Origin of the sequence: Methylorubrum populi (assembly GCF_002355515.1) — a bacterium.
Classification (GTDB): domain Bacteria; phylum Pseudomonadota; class Alphaproteobacteria; order Rhizobiales; family Beijerinckiaceae; genus Methylobacterium; species Methylobacterium populi_A.
This window is the reverse complement of record NZ_AP014809.1, coordinates 3862337-3880629: the sequence shown is the minus strand read 5'-3', so window position 1 is coordinate 3880629 and position 18293 is coordinate 3862337. Positions and strand designations below refer to the sequence as shown.

Genomic DNA, 18293 nt, shown 5'->3' with positions numbered 1-18293 from the left:
GTTCGGGCTCAGAACGCCGACTTCAGCTTGCCGGCGAGATCCGTCTTCTCCCAGGAGAAGCCGCCGTCGGCGTCCGGCTCGCGGCCGAAATGGCCGTAGGCCGAGGTGCGGGCGTAGATCGGCTTGTTGAGCTGGAGCGCCGTGCGGATGCCGCGGGGCGAGAGGTCGAGGGCGTCCATCAGCACGCCCTCGAGCCGGGCCTCATCCACGGTGCCCGTGCCGTGCAGATCGACGTAGATCGACAGCGGCTTGGCCACGCCGATGGCGTAGGAGAGCTGGATCGTGGCGCGGCGGGCGAGGCCGGCGGCGACGACGTTCTTGGCCAGATAGCGGGCGGCGTAGGCGGCCGAACGGTCGACCTTGGTCGGGTCCTTGCCCGAGAAGGCACCACCGCCGTGGGGGGCCGCGCCACCGTAGGTGTCGACGATGATCTTGCGGCCGGTGAGGCCGGCATCGCCGTCGGGGCCGCCGATCACGAACTTGCCGGTCGGGTTGACGTGCCAGACGGTGCTCTCGTTGACCCAACCCTCCGGCAGGGCCTTGAGGATGTAGGGCTCGACGATGGCGCGCACGTCGGCCGAGTCGAGCGACTCGTCGAGATGCTGCGTCGAGAGCACGATCTGCGTCACCTCGACCGGGCGGCCGTCGGCGTAGCGCACGGTGACCTGGCTCTTGGCGTCGGGGCCGAGCTTGGCGGCGTCGCCCTGCTTGGCCTTGCGGGCGTCGGCGAGGTCCTTGAGGATCTTGTGGGCGTAGAAGATCGGGGCCGGCATCAGGGCCGGGGTCTCGTCGGCGGCGTAGCCGAACATGATGCCCTGATCGCCCGCGCCCTCGTCCTTGTTGCCGGCGGCGTCGACGCCCTGGGCGATGTCGGCGGACTGCGCGTGCAGGTGGATGGCGACGTCGTTGTTCTTCCAGTGGAAGCCGGACTGCTCGTAGCCGATGTCGCGCACGGCCTCACGGGTCAGTTCTTCCAGGTCCTTGAAGGTCACGGAATCGGGGCCGCGTACCTCGCCCGCGATCACCACGCGGTTCGTCGTCGTCAGCGTCTCGACGCCGAGGCGGGCCTCCGGCATCGCCGCGAGGTAGGCATCGACCACGGTGTCCGAGATCCGGTCACTCACCTTGTCGGGGTGGCCTTCGGAGACGGATTCGCTGGTGAAGAGATAGTCGGAACGAGGCATCATGCACCCCCGATTGTCGGGCGCGCCTCGTTTCGCAACGGCGCTTGACCCGGTCTCCAGAGGCGCGGCTTGTCGCATCGGTGTGTCGGACGGTCAAGCCGGAATGGCGAAATCGTCCGTTTTAACGAACGCTGCGGAATGGCTGTTGAGGCGCGCAGTCGGCGCGGCGCAAGTGTAAGGCGTCGGGGGCACGGTCTCGAGCCGATGCGCGAGGTTTGGAGCGTCAGGTCTTGAGTTCGCGGTTCAGGATTTCGACGGCGGCGGAAAGTTCGCGGCGCTGTTCCTCGCTGAACGTCTCGACGAACTGGCGAGCGAAGGCACGAGCGAGATCAGACCAGGGATCGGTAGTGTAAGAATGCTGTCCGTTGTCCGAAAAACCGCGCTCCATTTCCGGATCGGGATGGGGAATGCCATCGAGAAAATCGGATACCGGAGTATTGGTGAGACGACTTAGTATCGCCAGATGAATGGCGCTGATCCGGTTGACACCCTTCTCGTACTTCTGGAGCTGAGCGGCCGACATCCCGAAGCTGTCGGCAACGGCGCGTTGTGTCAGTTTCGAGCGTTTGCGCTGCTCAGCAATACGGCGCCCGAGAAGGACGTCGCGCTCATCGGTCTTTTGGCCTGCCATCTTCACTCTGCCCGCGCTCTATTGGGCGATGCTTCGGACGAAAACTTTCCTGTTGCAAGACCGGCATAAGCGGCAACGGCAACGACACGCACAATATGTCATTTGTTAATGGCGTGGCGTGTTGTCGCAGGAGACTTCAGGCGCGAAGAGTCCGGTGAACTGCAATCACAAGATAGAATTGAAGAGTGGCGTCCCCGGCAGGGCTCGAACCTGCGACCCCAGGTTTCATCCCACTTCGGCTTTCGCCGCCGCGCTGTGCGCGCGTTCGTGGTCTGGACTATCCCTTCACCCTGGGCCTTGAGCGAGGCCTTTAGGTGCCGCCCGTCTAGTCTCTACACCTTCCCTCGGCCCCTGCGGGGTTTCGGGCTTGGCTCGGGATCGGCAGGGCGCCGCAGCGCCGTAAGCTTTCCCCGAATTTGAGCGGATCCGCCGCGCGGTTTCCCTTCGCGGCGCCCAATTGTGGAGTTTAGGAAACCTGTGCTCTGTCCAGCTGAGCTACGGAGACGTCTGAGCAGGCTTAGCATCATCGCACGGGACCGCCAACCGCCGGGATCCCGCCGGAAGGGGGCCGCTGACGCGCTGCGGAAGCGGGGATCTTCGACCTGTGGCACCGGAGACTCACGAGGCGACAATCCGCGATTGTGCGGTTTCGTGGCCGCGACGTGCCGCGATCCCGGCACTTTTGGCGGGCCATCCTCGGCGGACGAGAGAGGCCGAGCGCGGGCGGTGACGATGGTGCGCGGTGATGGACCCAGCGGGCGTCGAACAGGCCGCCGCAGCGCTTCCGGCCTGGCTTGGCTCCTCGCGACCGCCTGTGGCTGGAGCGTCGGTTCCCACAGCGTTTCGGCGGCCCCGCGCGCCGAGGACACGTGCCGACCGGCGGCCGCGCGGGAGGATCGTCTCGCCGATGTCGGGCGCCGGGGCGAGCTGGTCCTCGCCTCCGGACGCCGGGCGGTGCTGTCCGGCCTGCGCTGGCCCGACGAGCCGACGCTCGATGCCGGTGCGCGGACCTGGCTCATGGCCTTCCGGGGTGTGCCCCTGGTGCTGACCGAGCGCGGTCCCGAGGATCGCTGGGGGCGCCGACGCGCCGACGGGATCGCGGGCGGGGCCGACGGTGGAGCCGAGCCGGTCGATCTCGCCGGGGGGCTGGTCGCGGCCGGGCTCGCCTACGCCGATCCCGGCGAGGCCGAAACGCTCTGCCGTCCGGCGCTCCGCACCCTCGAAGAGGCGCCCCGGGCGGCCGGGCTCGGCGTGTGGGCCGGCGGTTCGCTCGCCGCGACCGATGTGGCGGCCGTGAGTGCGCGTGCCGGACGTTTCGCGGTGATCGAGGGGCGCATCCTCCATGTCGGCGAGCGCTCGGCACGGACCTATCTCGACTTCGCCCGTCGGGGTGAGCAAGGCTTGACCGTAACGGTGCAGAAACGCACTTGGCGCACGCTGAGCGAACATGGTTTGTCGGCGGCCACGCTGAAGGGCCGCCTCGTGAGAATCCGCGGCATGATCGAGATCGGGCGGGGACCGCTCATCGATCTTGCCGGCATCGAAAGCATCGAGGTCGTCGAGGGGGAGCAGGCGCTGCGGCGCTAGAACGGCATGACGGGGGATCGGCAGCACGAATCAGGATGGCGGAGCGCGGACGGGCGCCGCCGGAGGCGAGGGGTCAGGGCGGGCGCGCAGGCCGGGACCCTGCTCGCGCTCGTGAGCCTTCTGGCCGCCTGCGCCGCAGACCAGACCGGGAGCGTGCTCACGCCGGCGGTGATCAAGGTGCCCGAGCAGGCGCCCAAGACGACGGGACGCGCCCGCTCGGACGAGTCGGATCACGCCAAGCTGGTGGCCTCCTTCGGTGGCGAGTACCGCGCGCCGGCCGCTCACCGGATGATCAGCGAGATCACCGATCGGCTGGTGCGCGCCAGCGATCGGCCGGAGGAGAGTTACGCGGTCACGCTACTCGACTCGCCCGTCGTCAACGCCTTCGCCCTGCCGAGCGGCCGGCTCTACGTCACCCGCGGCCTGCTGGCGCTGGCGAGCGACAGTTCGGAGGTTGCGGCGGTGCTCGCCCACGAGATCGCCCACGTGACCCTGCGCCACGCCACCGCCCGCAGCGAGATGGCGCTTCGCTCGCAGCTCGTGAGCCGCGTCGTGGCCGACGTGCTGAACGATCCGGTTACGGGAGCGCAGCTCGAGAACCAATCGAAGTTCACCCTCGCCCGCTTCTCCCGCGAGCAGGAGCTGGAGGCGGACACCAACGGCGTGCGCGTGCTGGCCCAGGCCGGCTACGATCCCTTCGGTGCCGGCCGCTTCCTCGACGCGCTCCAGCGCACCATGGCGCTCAAGTCCGGCAACGGCAGCGCGGCCGAGCCCGACATGCTGGCGACCCATCCGGCGACCGCCGAGCGCATCGCCCTCGTCACCCGCGCGGCCCGGCGCATCGGCGCCCCCGGTCTCGGCGCCGACGACCGCGCCCCCTACCTCGCGGCGATCGACGGGCTCGCCTACGGCGACAATCCCGGCGAGGGCCTCGTCCGTGGGCGCCGCTTCCTGCATCCGGGCTTAGGCATCGCCTTCGAGGTGCCGGATGCCTTCGCCATCGAGAACACCCGCAACGCCGTGCTCGGCACGACGCAGGAGGGGAGCCGCCGCCTGCTGTTCGATCAGGTCGAGGCCAGCGGCGACCGCAGCCTCGAGGACGTGCTGCGTGCGACCTGGAACGACGCCATCGAGGCCGGCTCGGTCGAGAACCGCATCATCGGCGGGCGCTCCGCCGTCACGGCGCTCTCGCGCGGCAAGGACTGGACCTTCCGCCTCGCCGCGATCCGCATGGGCGAGACCACCTACCGCATGATCATGGCGGCCAAGGGCGCGACCGACCCTGAGCCGGCCTTCCGGCGCTGGTTGGAGAGCCTGCGCCCGATCGAGCCGGAGGAGGCCGCCGCCCTCAAGCCGGCGCATCTGCGGATCGTCGCCGCCGCTCCCGGCGACACCGTCGAGGGTCTGGCCCGCCGCATGAGCGTGCCCGACCGCGCGGTCGACCGCTTCCTCGTGCTCAACGGCCTGCAGCGCGGCGCGGCGGTGAAGCCCGGACAGGGCTACAAGCTCGTAGTGGAGTGAGGTTGCGGTCCGCCGCACTTGCGCCTCCCGGGAACGGCGCCTAGGCCGATGCCTCGCCGCAACGGGTCCGACGTGAAGCCCTCCGATCTCTCTGCCGACACCGCCGTCGCGGTCGTGTTCTTCCGTCCCTCGGCCGAGCAGGTCGCGCGGATCGTCGAGCGCTTCGCCGGGCGCATGCCCGTTCTCGTCTACGACAACGGCGGGATCCCGCCCGACGCCCTGGCCCGGCTGGAGCGCGCGGAGGGACTCACCCGCCTCGGCGAGGGGCGCAATCGCGGCATCGCCGCCGCCCTCAACGCGCTGGCCGAGGCGGCGATCGCGGCGGGCGTCTCCCGCCTGTTCCTGCTCGACCAGGATGCCGACACGAGTGTTGAGACGGCGCGGGCCCTCGGCCACGCCCTCGACCGGGCCGCGGAGACGGCCCCGCCCCCGGCTCTCGTCGGGCCGGCGCCCGCGCCGAACCCCGGCCACAAGGCGCCCGTCTACCCGTCGCGTCCCGGCGTGCCACCCCGCGGAAGCTTGAGGCCGGTGGAGTTCCTGGTCACCTCCGGTTCACTCGTGGATCTCGCCGCCTTCGCGCAAGTCGGCCCGTTCCGTGACGACTTCTTCATCGATGCGGTCGATCTCGAATGGTGCTTTCGCGCCTGGGCGCGGGGCTGGAGCTGCTGGATGGACTCCGGCACCGCGATCCCGCACAGCGTCGGGCGCGGTACCATCCGGGCGCGGTTCCTGCCGGTGGCGATGCCCGACCAGCCGCTGTTCCGCATGGCGGTCTACGTGCGCAACACCGCCTACGGCTGGCGCCTGGCGCACGTGCCGGTCCGGTGGAAATTGAAGCAGGCCGCCTACCTCCCGCTGCAGATCGGGCTGTACTGGAGCCGCCACCGGTTCTCCCCCAAGGTGCTCGCGCGCCTGCTCGCGGCGCTGGCGCAGGGTTTGAGCGGGCGTCTCGGCCGGCCGGCGGACGCGCCCCCGTGACGGCAGCCCTCGGGACGACGCTCGACGTCGTCATCGTCAACTGGAATGCCGGGGACCAGCTCAGGGCCTGTCTCGCGAGCCTCGCGGCGAGCGAGGGGGCGGAGCACCTGCGCGTCGTCATCGTCGACAACGCTTCCAGCGACGGCTCGGCCGAGAACCTGAACCTGCCGGGCCTCGCGCTGACCGTGCTGCGCAACGCCGCAAATCTCGGCTTCGCCCGTGCCTGCAACCAGGGCGCGGCGCTGGGATCGTCCGACGCCGTCCTGTTTCTCAACCCCGACACGCAGGTGAGCCGGGACGGCATCGCCATCGCCCGCGCGCGGCTCGAGGCCGACCCCGGCACCGGCATCGTCGGCGCGCGGCTGGTCGATGAGGCGGGGCGTACCCACCGCACCTGCGCCCGCCATCCGACGGGGGGGAGCCTGATCGCCCACACCCTATTTCTCGACCGTCTGCTGCCCGGCCGCGTTCGCCCGCACTTCCTGCTCGATTGGGACCATGCCGAGACCCGGCTGGTCGATGCGGTGATGGGCGCCTTCCTGATGATCCGGCGCCCGCTCCTCGATCGGCTCGGCGGGTTCGACGAGCGCTTCTTCGTCTACTGGGAGGATGCCGATCTCTGCGCCCGCGCCTCCGCGGCGGGCTTTGCCGTGTGCCACGTCGCACAGGCCGAGATCCGCCACCGCGGCCAGGGCACCACCGAGGCGGTGAAGGACCGGCGCCTGTTCTACTTCCTGCGGGCGCAGGCGCTCTACGCGCACAAGCATCACGGCCGTGCGGCTCTTCTCGCCGTGCTGGCCGCCGCGCTCGCCGTCAACCTGCCGGTTCGCCTCGGCCGGGCGCTGGCACGGGGGGCGCCGGGAGATGCGGGTGCGGTGATCCGCGCAGGGCGAATGCTCGCGGCAGCCTTGCCGGACCTGTTGACCCGCGGTGGACGATGAGGCTTGCCTGGGGCGGGGGCGTCTTGTCGTCCGCGGCGGCCTCCGTCATGGTGCCGCCCTCCGGACGGTCCCGCTTGCACCCGCAGCGGGCGGCTGAACGGGGAGCGGAGTGCGAGACAGCGCGGACAAGGGCTCTCGACCGGCGGACCTCTCACCCGCCCTGTACCGTGCGGCCTTCGACGGCGCGCCGGTGGGCCTCGCCGTTTTCACGCCCGACGGGGGCAGGATCCGCGCCGCCAACGCCTGCCTGTGCCGCTGGCTCGGCTACGCGCCGGGCTCCCTTGACGGCCGCCCGATCGATCAGGTGATCGGCCGCGACGCCTTCGGCGGCGGAGAGCTCGATGAGAAGGCCGGCATCCGCCGCTGGCTGCGGGCGGATGGCGGCACCCTCGATCTGCGCCTGACCCTCTCCGGCGAGGACGCGGCGGAGCCGGTCGCGGTGGTGACCCTCGTCGATGCCGACGATCTGGTCCGGGCCGAGCAGAACCGGGACGCCCTGACGGCGGCGGGCCTCGGCGAGTGGCGCTGGGACCTCGTCACCGGACAGATGGTGTTCTCGCGCCGCGCCGCGCAGATCCTCGGCTACGCGCCGGGACGGTCCGTGACCTGGGAGGGAATGCGGGGGCAAGTCGATCCGGAGGAGGCCGAGCGGATCCAATCGACCGTCGCGGCCGCCATCGCCGAGCGCCGCCCCTACGCGTTCCAGACCCGCTTCCGCCGCGCCACCGACGGCGCCGAGATCTGGATCGGTGCCCGCGGCGAAGCCCTTCTCGCCGCCGACGGCACGCCGGTCGGCATCGTCGGCGTGGTGCAGGACGTCACCACCCGCGTCGAGGCCCGGGAGGCTCTGGCCGAACGCGAGGAGCGCCTGCGCGTCGCCACCACGGTGGCCAATCTCGGCATCTTCGAGTGGCACGTCCTCGACGACCGGGCGACCTGGGAGAACGAGCGGATGTTCGCGATCTTCGGCCGCCGGCCGGAAGAGGGCAGCATCGGCAAGTCCACCTTCCTCAAGGAGATCCTCCACCCGGATGATCGCCCGGTCTTCCGGCAGGCGATCCTGCGGGCGCTGCGTGAGGACACGATCCTGCACGCCACCGGCCGCATCCGCCGCCACGATGATGGCCAGTGGCGCACCATCGACATGGCCGGGCGGTTCGAGCGGAGCCGGCCGAGCGGCCTGCCGCGGCGGCTGATCGGCGTCGTCGCCGACGTGACCGACCGCCATCTCTCGGAGGAGCGCCGCAGCCTCCTGATCCGCGAGTTGCACCACCGGGTGAAGAACACGCTCGCCACGGTCCAGGCCATCGTCGGCTCGACGGCGCGCACCGCCACCAGCATCGACAGCTTCCACGAGGCCTTCGTCGGCCGCATCAAGTCGCTTGCCCACACCCACAGCGTGCTGACCGAGGCGACGTGGCAGACGGCGAGCCTGCGCGACCTGCTCGCCTCCGAACTGATGCCCTATGCCGAGAGCGAAACCGAGACCTCGCCCGATCTGCGCATCGTCCTCGACGGTCCGGCGGTCGATCTGCCCTCCGAGATCGCCGTGCCGATCGGCATGGCGATCCACGAACTGACCACCAACGCGGCCAAGTACGGCGCCCTCTCGACGGGCCGCGGCCGGATCACGATCACCTGGAGGGTCGAGGCCGGCCTGCTGCACCTCGACTGGCGCGAGAGCGGCGGCCCGACCGTGGCCCCGCCGACCCGCCAGGGCTTCGGCTCACGCCTGCTGCAGCGGGTGCTGACGACCCAGGTCCAGGCGCAGATCACCACGGACTACGCGCCGGAAGGCTTCCACCTGACGCTGGCCGCGCCGCTGCCGGAGCGCAACCCGGCGCTCAACCCGCTGGCGTGACGCGCTCGGCGCACACGGTTTGAGACCCTTCCCTCGCATGATGAGGTGGGGAGCCGAGGCGACCGAGCCGCGTGGCGGGTTCGGGAGGCGCCTCCGGGCCTTGGGGGCAGCCCTCAGGCCGCGCCTCGAGCTTCCTCGCCCCCGGCATTCACGAAATTCTTCAGCTCGTCGAGCGAGCCGAAGGTGAAGCGGCCGCGGGGCGTGTCGGCCTCGATCGAACCGTCGGAGAACATCACGTAGGTGTTGGCGCCGGACGCATACGAGCCGACAGCGTGCCGCTCGTCCGCGGTGGCCCTCTCCGGCTCGGCTTCCTGCGATTCGGGTTCTTGCTGGCCTTCGAGCGCCGGTTCGGCGGCGTCCGGCTCGGGCGACGGTTCCGGTGCCGGAGCGGGGGGCGGCTCGTCGAGGAAGGAGCGCAGGCCGATCGGTTCGGCGGTGGGCGTCTGCTCCGCGACCCGCTCCTCGCCCCGCGGCTCGACGACCGAGATCGCGGGCGTCACGGGCTCCGGATCGGCCGGCATGGGTGCGGGTTCATGCGCGGGTTCGGGCGTGCGGAACAGGTCGTCGTCGCTCGCACGCGACGGCGCGGTCTCCGGCAGCAGATCGGGCAGCAGCGGTTCGGCGGCGCTCGGCTGCGGCTCGGCGGACGGGGCCGGATCTTCGAAAACCGGCTCGGAGCCCCGGCCGCCCGGGCGCAATGCGCCGAGCGACAGTCCCGCGAGGCCGGCCGCGCCCGCACCGGCCGCACCGATGCCGGCGAGCGAGGGCCGCTGCGGCGGGACGACCTCGGGAGCCGCGAAGACCGGCGCCTCCGGCGTCGCGGTCTCCCAGGGCACGGTTCCGGTGGGAAGTGCGGCCGGAGCGTCCGGCTGGAGCGAAACGGCGCGCAGATCCGAGACGGCGCGGTGGAGCTTGAGCAGGCGGTAGACGATCGCCGTCAGTCCGAGCAGGACCACGCCCGCCGAGGCCGCGGTCGAGCCGCCGATCACCATCGCGAGCCCGCTCTCCAGGCGGACGTAGGGAAAGCCCTGAACCACGGCGGCGATGCCCCCGAGGATCATGACGGAACTGAGCGCGAGCAGCGCGACGACCATGGTACTCTCGACTGACTGTCGCGGGCGGCGTGGAGAGGACAGGATAACCCCCAGCCCGCGCATTGCAAAATCACCCGGTCCTGTTGTCCCTGGAAACCGGCCTTGCCGTCTCTCCTTACACAGCCCAACGCACAGCCCAAGCCGTGCGCAAAACGGTGGATGCCGCGCTTTCGCCGGTGACAGGCGCGCGGATACGGCTCCGGTGGCGTTGCCGAGCCCGGCCCGCCGACTTACCTACCCGCCCGTCACCTCGCCGGCCGCGCGCTTCGAACGACCTGCGCGCTTCGCCTCCGCTCCCCGCGAGACCCGGACAACCCAGGAGACACGCATGACGTTCACCCTGCCCGAGCTGCCCTACGCCTACGACGCGCTGGGCCCGTACATGTCGAAGGAAACCCTCGAGTTCCACCACGACAAGCATCACAAGGCCTATGTCGATACCGGCAACAAGCTGCTGGAGGGCACCGACCTCGCGGGCAAGAGCGTCGAAGAGATCGTCAAGGCGAGCTACAACACCAATCAGGCGCTCTTCAACAACGCCGGCCAGCACTACAACCACCTCCATTTCTGGAACTGGATGAAGCCCAACGGCGGCGGCCAGCCCCCGGCCGAGCTCGCGCGTAAGATCGACGAGGATCTCGGCGGCTACGAGAAGTTCAAGGCCGACTTCATCCAGGCCGGCGTCGGCCAGTTCGGCTCGGGCTGGGCCTGGCTCGCGGTCAAGGACGGCAAGCTCGCGATCCTGAAGACCCCGAACGGCGAGAACCCGCTGGTCCACGGCGCCAAGCCGATCCTCGGCGTCGACGTGTGGGAGCACTCCTACTACATCGACTACCGCAACCGTCGCCCCGACTACCTCAAGGCGTTCATCGAGAATCTCGTGAACTGGGAATACGTCGAGAAGCTGTACGGGGAAGCCAAGGCCTGATCGGCCTCGCAGACCGGTCTGATGCAGCCGCCCCGTTCGCCGACGGGGCGGCTTTTTCATGCGCGCCGTGACCCTCCGGTCATTGTCGTGCCGCGTCTGACGGGCGTACTGCCCCGGTAGGCCATCCTATCCAGGCCCTCATCCTGAGGTGCCGGCGCGCAGCGTCGGCCTCGAAGGAGCTTCCAGTTCGCGTGCGATCCCTGGAGGATCCTTCGAGGCCGCTACGCGGCACCTCAGGATGAGGGCTTGAGCGGGATCGACTGTTCGCACGGGATCGTCTGCCAAAAAAATGATCCGCTCGATCCTCTCCGTCGGCGGCTGGACGCTGGTCTCGCGGGTAACGGGCTTTGCCCGCGACGTGGTCACCGCCGCCGTGATGGGCGCCGGGCCGATGGCGGATGCCTTCGTCGTCGCCTTCCGCCTGCCCAACCATTTCCGGGCGATCTTCGGCGAGGGCGCGTTCAACACCGCCTTCGTGCCGGCCTACACCCATCTGGAGCAGGCGGGCGAGGCGGGGGCTGCCGCGCGCTTCGCCGACCGTGTCTTCACCCTGATGCTGATCGTGCAGGTGGCGCTGCTGGCGCTGGCGCTCCCGGCGATGCCTTGGATCGTGCGGGCGCTGGCACCGGGCTTTTCCGAGGACGGGGAGCGGTTTGCGCTCGCCGTGAGCCTGACGCGGATCACCTTCCCCTACCTGCTGTTCATGACGCTGGTGACGCTGTTCTCCGGCATCCTCAACGCGCATCGCCGCTTCGCCGCCGCGGCCGGCGCGCCGGTCCTGCTCAACCTCGCGATGCTGGTGGCGCTGGGGCTGGCCTTCCTGTTCCCGAACGCGGCCTACGCCGCGGCCTGGGGCGTCTCGGTGTCCGGGGTGCTGCAATTTGCGCTGGTCTGGTGGGATGCGAGGCGCCGCGCCTACGCCCCGCAACTGACGAAGCCCGTCCTGCGCGATCCCGACATGGTCCGGTTCTTCAAGATCCTGGGGCCGGCGGTGATCGGCTCGGCCGGTTTCCAGATCGCGACGTTTGCCGACACCATCATCGCGAGCTTCCTGCCGACCGGCGCGGTCTCGGCGCTCTACTACGCCGACCGGATCTACCAGCTGCCCTTCGGCGTCATCGCCATCGCCGCCGGCACCGTGCTCCTGCCCGAGATGAGCCGGCGCATCGCCGCGGGCGACGTGGCCGGCGCGCACGCGGCGCAGAACCGGGCCGCCGGCTTCTCTCTGGCGCTCTCGGCCCCCTTCGCGATCGCCTTCCTGACCCTGCCGGGGCTGATCATGGCGGCCCTGTTCCAGCGCGGCGCCTTCACCGCCGAGGACGCCGCACGCGCGGCCTCCGTGCTCGCGGCCTACGGGCTGGCCCTGCCGGCCGTGGTGCTGGTGCGCTCGGCGGTGGCGAGCTTCAATGCCCGGCAGGACACCACGACGCCGCTCTACGCCTCGCTGACGGCGCTCGCCGTCAACGTGGCGCTGAAGCTCGTGCTCACCGGCCCCTACGGCGTCGCCGGCCTCGCGCTCGCCACCGCGGTCAGTCAGTGGATCAACCTCGCCCTGCTCTACGGGCTGGCGCTGCGCCGCGGCTGGACCGCGCCGGGGCGGGTGTTCGGCGTCACCGTCGCCGCTGTGGTGGTGGCGAGCGCGGTGCTGGCGGGGCTGGCCATCTACGGCCTGCCCTTCGCCGAGCGGATCGTGCCCCCCCTGCCCCACCTGCGTGAGATCGCCGTGCTCGGCGTCCTCGGCATCGCCGGGGCGCTGGCCTATGCCGGCACGCTGATCGCGGTGATGGGGACCTTCGGCGTGCGCTTGCGTCGCAGGTAGCTCCGCCGGGCCCGCCCCATCTCAGGCCGCATGAGCGATCCCGATCTCCTGGCCGGCAAGAGCCACGCCGTGTTCGACGCCTACGGCACGCTGTTCGACGTGCATTCGGCCGTTCAACGCCATGCCGACGCGCTCGGGCCGCGGGCGGAAAGCCTGTCCGAGCTGTGGCGGACCAAGCAGCTCGAATATTCCTGGGTTCACGGCCTGATGGGCCGCTATGTCGGCTTCTGGGACCTGACCGCGCGCGCCCTCGACTTCGCCCTGGCCAAGCATCCCGAGATCGACCGGGCTTTCCGGGAACAGCTCCTCGACGCCTATCGCGAGCTCGATGCCTACGGCGAGGTGCCCGGCGTGCTGGAGCGTCTGCGCGGGCGGGGCGTGAAGACCGCCCTATTCTCCAACGGCAATGCCACGATGCTGGAGCGGGCGGTGGCCTCGGCGGATCTGGGGGCGCGGCTCGACGCGGTGCTCTCGGTCGATCCCGTGCGGACTTTCAAGACGGCGCCCGCCGCCTATCAGCTGGTCCTCGAACGGCTCGGCACGGCGCGGGACGACGTGTTGTTCTTTTCCTCGAACCGCTGGGACATCGCGGGTGCCACGGCCTTCGGTTTCGACGCGGTGTGGGTGAACCGCAAGGCGCAGCCCGACGAGTACCCGGATCAGCCGCCTCGCGCGGTCGTGAAGTCTCTCGACGCGGTGATCTGAACCGGGAGCAACGGGCCGTTCGCCAATCCTTAAGCTTGACCGGATTATCTCGGGTCCACGTGCCTGATCAGTCCGGTTGTCCAAAGGATCGGTTTTCGTGCCCGCCCTGTCCCTCCCCGTCCTCGCCCGAAAGGGCGTCTGCGCGGCGCTTCTCGGCGCCGCCCTCCTCTCCGCTGTCCCGGCTCAAGCCCGCGACGGCCGCAACGGCGCCCTGATCGGCGGCGCGGCGGCCGGCGTCATCGGCGGTCTGGCCGTCGGCGCGCTCCTGAACGGTGCCGCGCCGCCGCCCCCGCCGCCCGCGCGCCGGGTCTATGTCGAGGAGGAGCCGGTCTACGTCGCGCCGCCGCCGCGCCGCGGCCCGATCTGCCACTACGAGCGCCGCAAGGTCTGGCTCGACGAGGTCGAGTTCACCTATCGCCGCGTCGAGGTCTGCGAGTAGGCGTTTTCGCCTGCACCGCGCCTGGGAAGGAAGGGCGTCGGCCTCAGGCCGGCGCCTTTTTCGTCAGGATCCACTCCTCGACCACGATGGCGTCGAGCCCCGTCGTGTAGAACATCAGGATCGCGTCCTCCGCCGTGTGGAGGATCGGCTTGCCCATCACGTTGAAGCTGGTGTTGAGCAGGATCGGCACGCCGCTCAGTTCGGCAAACGCCGCGATCAGCGCCGCGTAGGCCGGGTTGCGCTCCCGCGTCACGCTCTGCAGCCGCCCGGTGCCGTCGGCATGGACGACCGCCGGCACCCGCTCCCGAACCGCCTCGCGCCAGACCAGGGTGCGCTCCATGTACGGGCTGTCGGCGTAGTCCTCGAACCAGTCCGGCCCGGCCTCGGCGAGGATCGAGGGTGCGAAGGGCCGGAACGCCTCGCGGTACTTCACCTTGGCGTTGAGCGATTCCTTGGCGTGGGCCGGGCGCGGATCGGCGAGGATCGAGCGGTTGCCGAGCGCCCGCGGGCCGAACTCCGCCCTCCCCTGCACCCAGCCGACGAGGCCGCCCTCGGCCAGGATCTTGGCCGCCTCCCGCGTCACGCCCTCGTGGCCGAGGCGGCGGGCGCGGGGCTCCCACTCGGCCATGCGCTCCAGCGGCTCGGTCGAGACGGTCGAGCCGAGATAGGGCGTGAGCGGGCGGGCCGCGCGCGCCGGGCCCTTCCAGTCGGGATCGTCCTCGGCCAGCGCCAGCCACGCGGCGCCGATGGCGTTGCCGTCGTCGGCGGGCGCCGAGGGGACGTGCAGGCGCTTGAACCCCGAGCGCCCGAGCACCCGCCCGTTATAGGAGGAGTTGAGCCCGCAGCCCCCGGCGATGACGAGGTTGTCCGACGGCGCCAGGCGCCAGGCCTCGGCGACCAGCACGTCCATGAGTTCGGAAAAGATGTCCTGGCCGCAGCGGGCGAGGTCGGCCCAGCCCTGCTCGCCGACATCCTTCGGGCGCCGCGCCAGGATCTCGGCGGCGACCGCCTGGACCGTGGCTTCGTCGGCGAATTTCAGGCGCCCGTCCTCGACGGTGTAGAGGCGGCGCAGGATTGCCATCAGGTCCGGATCGGTGCGGCCATAGGGCGCGAGCCCCATGATCTTCCACTCCTCGCCCTTGATCTGGTCGAAGCCGGCGAGGTCGGTGACGAGGCCGTAGAGGAAGCCCACCGAGCCGCGCCCGCGCTGGCGCCGCACCTCCTCGATCCGCCCGTCCCTCAGGCGATAGATCGCCGCCGCGCCGGTCTCGCCCATGCCGTCGACGATCAGCGCGGTCGCCTCCTCGAACGGGCTGCCCCACAGGGCATAGGCGGCGTGAGCGAGGTGATGGGCGTAGCGCCGCCGCCCGCCGATGGTCGCCCGCGGCTTGCCGCCGAAGCCGCGGGTCTCGTTGTCGAGCGCGAGAACCGTGCCGTTGCCGGCCCGCGCCTGCATGGCGTGGAGATCGGCGATGAAGACCCGCTCGGCCCGCTCCGGCACGAGGGAGCGGTTTAGGGTGGAGGGGTGGTCGGCGAGCGCCGGAAGGTCGAAGGCGCCGGAGGCCGCCTGCCCTTTCAGGAACTCCGAGAACTGCTCGCCCCAGGAAGTGGCGACGACGAGCTCCGTCCCCTCGGGGACGTGACGCTTCAGGAGGGCCGCCATGCGGGTGCCGGGATCGGGCTCGCAGTTCGGGGCGCGCTTGTATTGCAGGTAGCGCTCGGCGGCTTCGGCGAACAGAACGGCGCCGTCCGGCCCGACGAGGGCGAGCGCCGGATCGTGGAAGGTCGTGGCGAGGCCGAGATAGGTGCGCATGCTGCCGGGCTACACGCCGGCAGGCGGGGCGACAACCGCGTTGCGATGCGGGGAACGCCGTGCGAGACGAGCCGCCGATGACGGACGCCTTCCCCGCCTCGCCTCCCCTCGCCCTCGTGATCTTCGACTGCGACGGCGTGCTGATCGACAGCGAGCCGATCAGCCTCGCGACCCTGACGCGCGGCCTCAACGGGATCGGACTCGCCATCGATCTCGACACCGTGCGCGAGCGCTTCGCCGGCACTTCGATGATCTCGATCATGGAGCGCGTCGCCCGCGAGGATGGCATCACCGCTCCGGACGGCTTCGTCGAGCGGGTGAAGGCGGAGACGCTGGCCGCGTTCGAGGCGGAACTCACCGCCATGGCCGGCATCGCGGACGCCCTCGGCCTCCTGCGCCTGCCCTTCTGCGTCGCCTCCAGCAGCGATCCGGTGCGGCTGCGCCGCTCGCTCGGTCTGACGGGCCTGCTGCCGCTGTTCGGCGAGCACGTCTTCTCGTCCGCGCAGGTGGCGCGCGGAAAGCCGTTCCCCGATCTGTTCCTGTTCGCGGCGGAGCGGATGGGCGTGGCGCCGGAGGGCTGCCTCGTCATCGAGGACAGCGTGCCGGGCGTTCAAGCGGCCCGCGCCGCGGGCATGCGGGTCGTCGGCTTCACCGGCGGCGGCCACTGGGGCCACGATCGGGACGGGCGAGATCTCCTGGCGGCCGGTGCGCTCACGGTCTTTTCCGCCCATGGGGAGCTCGGCCGCATCGTCGCCGCGGGCTGAGCACGGCTCCCCGGCCTCGCAGCCGGGAGGGCAGGCCGGCCCTCGTCCCCGGTCTCCTCCTCGCTGCGGAGGAGGATGCCCGCGGCATGCGTATTACCTTGGAAGCCTCCGGTGCCATCCCGTGCTTCAGGATGTACCGGATGCCTCGGCGCACGCAGGAGTGTCATCGCGATCAGGGGTGCTGACGGCGCCGCGACGGGCGTGAGCCATGCGGTTTTCCGCTGGCGCCGACGCGGTCGCTCCCGCCGCCGGGCCGCATCCCAGGCGGAGGGCCCGGCCGATGCGCGATCCGAAACTCCGATCCCGCGCCTCTTTCGAGGAGTGGCACGATGGACGTTTCAACCTTCGAGATCCTCTACAAGCCGCTGACGCCGCCGCTCGGGGCGGGGACCGAGGCGATCGCCCGCCGCGTTCTGCAGGGCTACTTCCTCACGATCGCCAACACGGAGGCGTTCGATTTCACCTTCCGGATCGCCTTCAACATCACCCTGCCGAATCCGGACAATCCGGCCCGGCGCCTCGACGGCAACACCCTGTTCATCACCGACGTCGCCTCGCCCGACAACGTCTTCTCGACCAGCCTGACGCGCAGCCCGGCCGGCGGCAACCGCTATGTCGGGTCCTTCGTCGTTCCAGCCGGCAAGACGGCCCTCGTCGTGCTGTTGTCGAACATCACGGTGCCGACCTTCTTCGCCACGACGCCGGCCGATATCGAGATTCGAGGCTGGGTCTCGCTGTCTCTGCCGTGCCTGTTTCGCAGGGTCGGGCGCTTCTTCAAGCTGACCCCACAGGAGGGCGCCCCGGCGCGCGTCCTGCTCAACGCCGAGCATCGCTCGACCTACCTGCCGCCGGGATGGCCGGTGACGGCGTCCGGCGATCTCGATTTCGACCAGACCGGGACCAATCTGACGCTGGCCAGCGGCATGGCTCTGAACGAGGTGCCGCAGGATCGATGCTTCTTCTTCCCGCCCGTCTTCGAGGCGCTGGAACCGGTGCTGAAGCGGATCCCGGATGCCCTCGTCATGGCCTCCGACCTCGACGAGGTCGAGGCGGCCGCCGCCCTCGTCGCCGGGCTGGCGCGTTTCGGCCCGGAGAACGAGAGCCTCGATGCGATGAACCGTGTCCTCGAACAGGCGGGGCTCGGCGTGCGTCTCGCGCCGGCCCCGAAGGCGGCCGGGCAGAAATAGCGCCGCACCCCTGCCGGGGCGGCCGCGCCTAAGCGCTTCTCACCACAGTTAAGACGCGCCAAGCGAGGCGCGAATCGCGGCGCGATCTTTCCCTGTCAAGCTGAACTTCGAAAGAACATTCCGTTGACGGTCGGGGTTCAACCACTCATCTTAAGGACGTGCGAACGACTTCGCGCCGCGGTGATTTGTAGTGGCACGCTTGCGCCGCGTTATCAAACGCTAATGCATCACGGCGCACTTGCGCCGTGGTCCTCGCGAGAGAGGAGGACTTGCCTTGATCCGTCTGTTTATTTGTAATTCTTCGAAACAATCCGGCGCCTGGGAGAGCCGGATGTGGGGGTGTTGTCGGCGGACGGTCACATCCGTGGGCTAGAGCATCGCGCCGAAAGGGGACCCCGGTTTCCGGGGTCCGACGATGCAGCGATCCAGCGCCCACGAACGCCTTGCCGACAACCGGCCGACGATGGCCGCAGGAGTTCACCCCGTCATGACCCGTGTCCAGACCGCCTATTTCGACGATGACGCGCTCGACCTTTCCAGCGCGGACGCCGCCCCCGCCCGCGTGATCGAGATCGGCGAGGTCACCGCCGGCATCGCTGTGCCCGAGCGCGGCGGTGTCCGCTTCTTCTCATCCGAGCGCCGCTTCGACGGCCTCGACGGCACCCTGTTCCGCACCGTGGAGCAGGCTGCCCGCGCCGCCCGGGAGAAGGATCGCCAACCGCGCCTGCGTGCGGTGTAGCGCCCCCGCCGACCGTTCCCATCCTGATCGGCATGAGAAAATGGCCGGCGTCTCCCTTCGGAGCCGCCGGCCTTTCTTTTGGAAGCTGGGCGTGGCGAGCAG

General features: G+C 70.4%; 16 protein-coding genes. 12 read left to right on the top strand and 4 right to left on the bottom strand.

Annotation, left to right across the window (positions count from 1 at the left end):
* Window positions 1–8 precede the first annotated feature (8 nt).
* Window positions 9–1184: a methionine adenosyltransferase gene (gene metK / locus MPPM_RS17930; protein WP_096487905.1), complete on the bottom strand. Its 1176-nt coding sequence runs from the start codon at window positions 1182–1184 to the stop codon at window positions 9–11.
* Between the two features lie 223 nt (window positions 1185–1407).
* Entirely contained in the window at window positions 1408–1815 is a 408-nt protein-coding gene (locus tag MPPM_RS17925) for a helix-turn-helix domain-containing protein (RefSeq protein ID WP_096486224.1), read from the bottom strand.
* Window positions 1816–2547: 732 nt separating this feature from the next.
* Here MPPM_RS17925 and MPPM_RS17920 point away from each other — a divergent pair.
* The 5 genes from MPPM_RS17920 (at window position 2548) to MPPM_RS17900 (ending at window position 8703) form a co-directional block, all read left to right on the top strand.
* Window positions 2548–3402, top strand: a complete 855-nt coding sequence (locus MPPM_RS17920) for a DNA-binding protein (protein ID WP_244573579.1) — start codon at window positions 2548–2550, stop codon at window positions 3400–3402.
* A gap of 6 nt (window positions 3403–3408) precedes the next feature.
* Window positions 3409–4923: a M48 family metalloprotease gene (locus MPPM_RS17915; RefSeq protein WP_096486223.1), complete on the top strand. Its 1515-nt coding sequence runs from the start codon at window positions 3409–3411 to the stop codon at window positions 4921–4923.
* A 72-nt stretch (window positions 4924–4995) separates the two neighbouring features.
* Entirely contained in the window at window positions 4996–5901 is a 906-nt protein-coding gene (locus tag MPPM_RS17910; RefSeq protein ID WP_096487903.1) for a glycosyltransferase family protein, read from the top strand.
* Window positions 5898–6842 (top strand): glycosyltransferase family 2 protein, encoded by a 945-nt coding sequence (locus MPPM_RS17905; protein ID WP_096486222.1) that lies wholly within the window; start codon window positions 5898–5900, stop codon window positions 6840–6842. Before MPPM_RS17910 ends, MPPM_RS17905 begins: the two co-directional genes overlap by 4 nt.
* A gap of 109 nt (window positions 6843–6951) precedes the next feature.
* On the top strand, window positions 6952–8703 hold the full coding sequence (locus tag MPPM_RS17900) for a sensor histidine kinase (protein WP_096486221.1): 1752 nt from the start codon (window positions 6952–6954) through the stop codon (window positions 8701–8703).
* Window positions 8704–8816: 113 nt separating this feature from the next.
* Here the strand turns inward: MPPM_RS17900 and MPPM_RS17895 are convergent, their stop codons facing one another.
* On the bottom strand, window positions 8817–9797 hold the full coding sequence (locus MPPM_RS17895) for a hypothetical protein (RefSeq protein ID WP_096486220.1): 981 nt from the start codon (window positions 9795–9797) through the stop codon (window positions 8817–8819).
* Between the two features lie 328 nt (window positions 9798–10125).
* Between MPPM_RS17895 and MPPM_RS17890 the strand changes: the two genes are divergently transcribed.
* The 4 genes from MPPM_RS17890 to MPPM_RS17875 all read left to right on the top strand — a co-directional run bounded on the left by MPPM_RS17890 (window position 10126) and on the right by MPPM_RS17875 (window position 13688).
* The gene (locus MPPM_RS17890; protein WP_017486538.1) at window positions 10126–10725 is read left to right on the top strand and encodes a superoxide dismutase; all 600 of its coding nucleotides are present in this window, start codon (window positions 10126–10128) and stop codon (window positions 10723–10725) included.
* A gap of 289 nt (window positions 10726–11014) precedes the next feature.
* Entirely contained in the window at window positions 11015–12544 is a 1530-nt protein-coding gene (gene murJ, locus MPPM_RS17885; RefSeq protein ID WP_096486219.1) for a murein biosynthesis integral membrane protein MurJ, read from the top strand.
* Between the two features lie 30 nt (window positions 12545–12574).
* Entirely contained in the window at window positions 12575–13249 is a 675-nt protein-coding gene (locus tag MPPM_RS17880; RefSeq protein WP_096486218.1) for a haloacid dehalogenase type II, read from the top strand.
* Between the two features lie 97 nt (window positions 13250–13346).
* Window positions 13347–13688, top strand: coding sequence for a hypothetical protein (locus MPPM_RS17875; RefSeq protein ID WP_096487902.1), 342 nt, complete (start codon window positions 13347–13349; stop codon window positions 13686–13688).
* Window positions 13689–13731: 43 nt separating this feature from the next.
* Here the strand turns inward: MPPM_RS17875 and MPPM_RS17870 are convergent, their stop codons facing one another.
* Window positions 13732–15501, bottom strand: coding sequence for a carbamoyltransferase family protein (locus MPPM_RS17870; protein WP_096486217.1), 1770 nt, complete (start codon window positions 15499–15501; stop codon window positions 13732–13734).
* Window positions 15502–15578: 77 nt separating this feature from the next.
* On the opposite strand from MPPM_RS17870, the gene MPPM_RS17865 reads away from it, so the two are divergent.
* The 3 genes from MPPM_RS17865 to MPPM_RS17855 all read left to right on the top strand — a co-directional run bounded on the left by MPPM_RS17865 (window position 15579) and on the right by MPPM_RS17855 (window position 18191).
* The gene (locus tag MPPM_RS17865) at window positions 15579–16265 is read left to right on the top strand and encodes an HAD family hydrolase (protein WP_096486216.1); all 687 of its coding nucleotides are present in this window, start codon (window positions 15579–15581) and stop codon (window positions 16263–16265) included.
* Between the two features lie 329 nt (window positions 16266–16594).
* The gene (locus MPPM_RS17860) at window positions 16595–17452 is read left to right on the top strand and encodes a hypothetical protein (protein ID WP_096486215.1); all 858 of its coding nucleotides are present in this window, start codon (window positions 16595–16597) and stop codon (window positions 17450–17452) included.
* 487 nt (window positions 17453–17939) lie between these two features.
* Window positions 17940–18191 carry a hypothetical protein gene (locus MPPM_RS17855; RefSeq protein WP_096486214.1) on the top strand — a complete coding sequence of 84 codons (252 nt, stop codon included), beginning with the start codon at window positions 17940–17942 and terminating at the stop codon, window positions 18189–18191.
* The last annotated feature ends 102 nt before the right edge of the window (window positions 18192–18293 follow it).

Excerpts from the sequence above, each read along its gene's own strand:
- MPPM_RS17870 (WP_096486217.1), bottom strand. The coding sequence starts at position 15,501 with ATGCGCACCTATCTCGGCCTCGCCACGACCTTCCACGATCCGGCGCTC.
- MPPM_RS17920 (WP_244573579.1), top strand. The coding sequence starts at position 2,548 with ATGGTGCGCGGTGATGGACCCAGCGGGCGTCGAACAGGCCGCCGCAGC.
- MPPM_RS17865 (WP_096486216.1), top strand. The coding sequence starts at position 15,579 with ATGACGGACGCCTTCCCCGCCTCGCCTCCCCTCGCCCTCGTGATCTTC.
- MPPM_RS17925 (WP_096486224.1), bottom strand. The coding sequence starts at position 1,815 with ATGGCAGGCCAAAAGACCGATGAGCGCGACGTCCTTCTCGGGCGCCGT.
- murJ (WP_096486219.1), top strand. The coding sequence starts at position 11,015 with ATGATCCGCTCGATCCTCTCCGTCGGCGGCTGGACGCTGGTCTCGCGG.
- MPPM_RS17915 (WP_096486223.1), top strand. The coding sequence starts at position 3,409 with ATGACGGGGGATCGGCAGCACGAATCAGGATGGCGGAGCGCGGACGGG.
- MPPM_RS17855 (WP_096486214.1), top strand. The coding sequence starts at position 17,940 with ATGACCCGTGTCCAGACCGCCTATTTCGACGATGACGCGCTCGACCTT.
- MPPM_RS17880 (WP_096486218.1), top strand. The coding sequence starts at position 12,575 with ATGAGCGATCCCGATCTCCTGGCCGGCAAGAGCCACGCCGTGTTCGAC.
- metK (WP_096487905.1), bottom strand. The coding sequence starts at position 1,184 with ATGCCTCGTTCCGACTATCTCTTCACCAGCGAATCCGTCTCCGAAGGC.
- MPPM_RS17860 (WP_096486215.1), top strand. The coding sequence starts at position 16,595 with ATGGACGTTTCAACCTTCGAGATCCTCTACAAGCCGCTGACGCCGCCG.
- MPPM_RS17890 (WP_017486538.1), top strand. The coding sequence starts at position 10,126 with ATGACGTTCACCCTGCCCGAGCTGCCCTACGCCTACGACGCGCTGGGC.
- MPPM_RS17895 (WP_096486220.1), bottom strand. The coding sequence starts at position 9,797 with ATGGTCGTCGCGCTGCTCGCGCTCAGTTCCGTCATGATCCTCGGGGGC.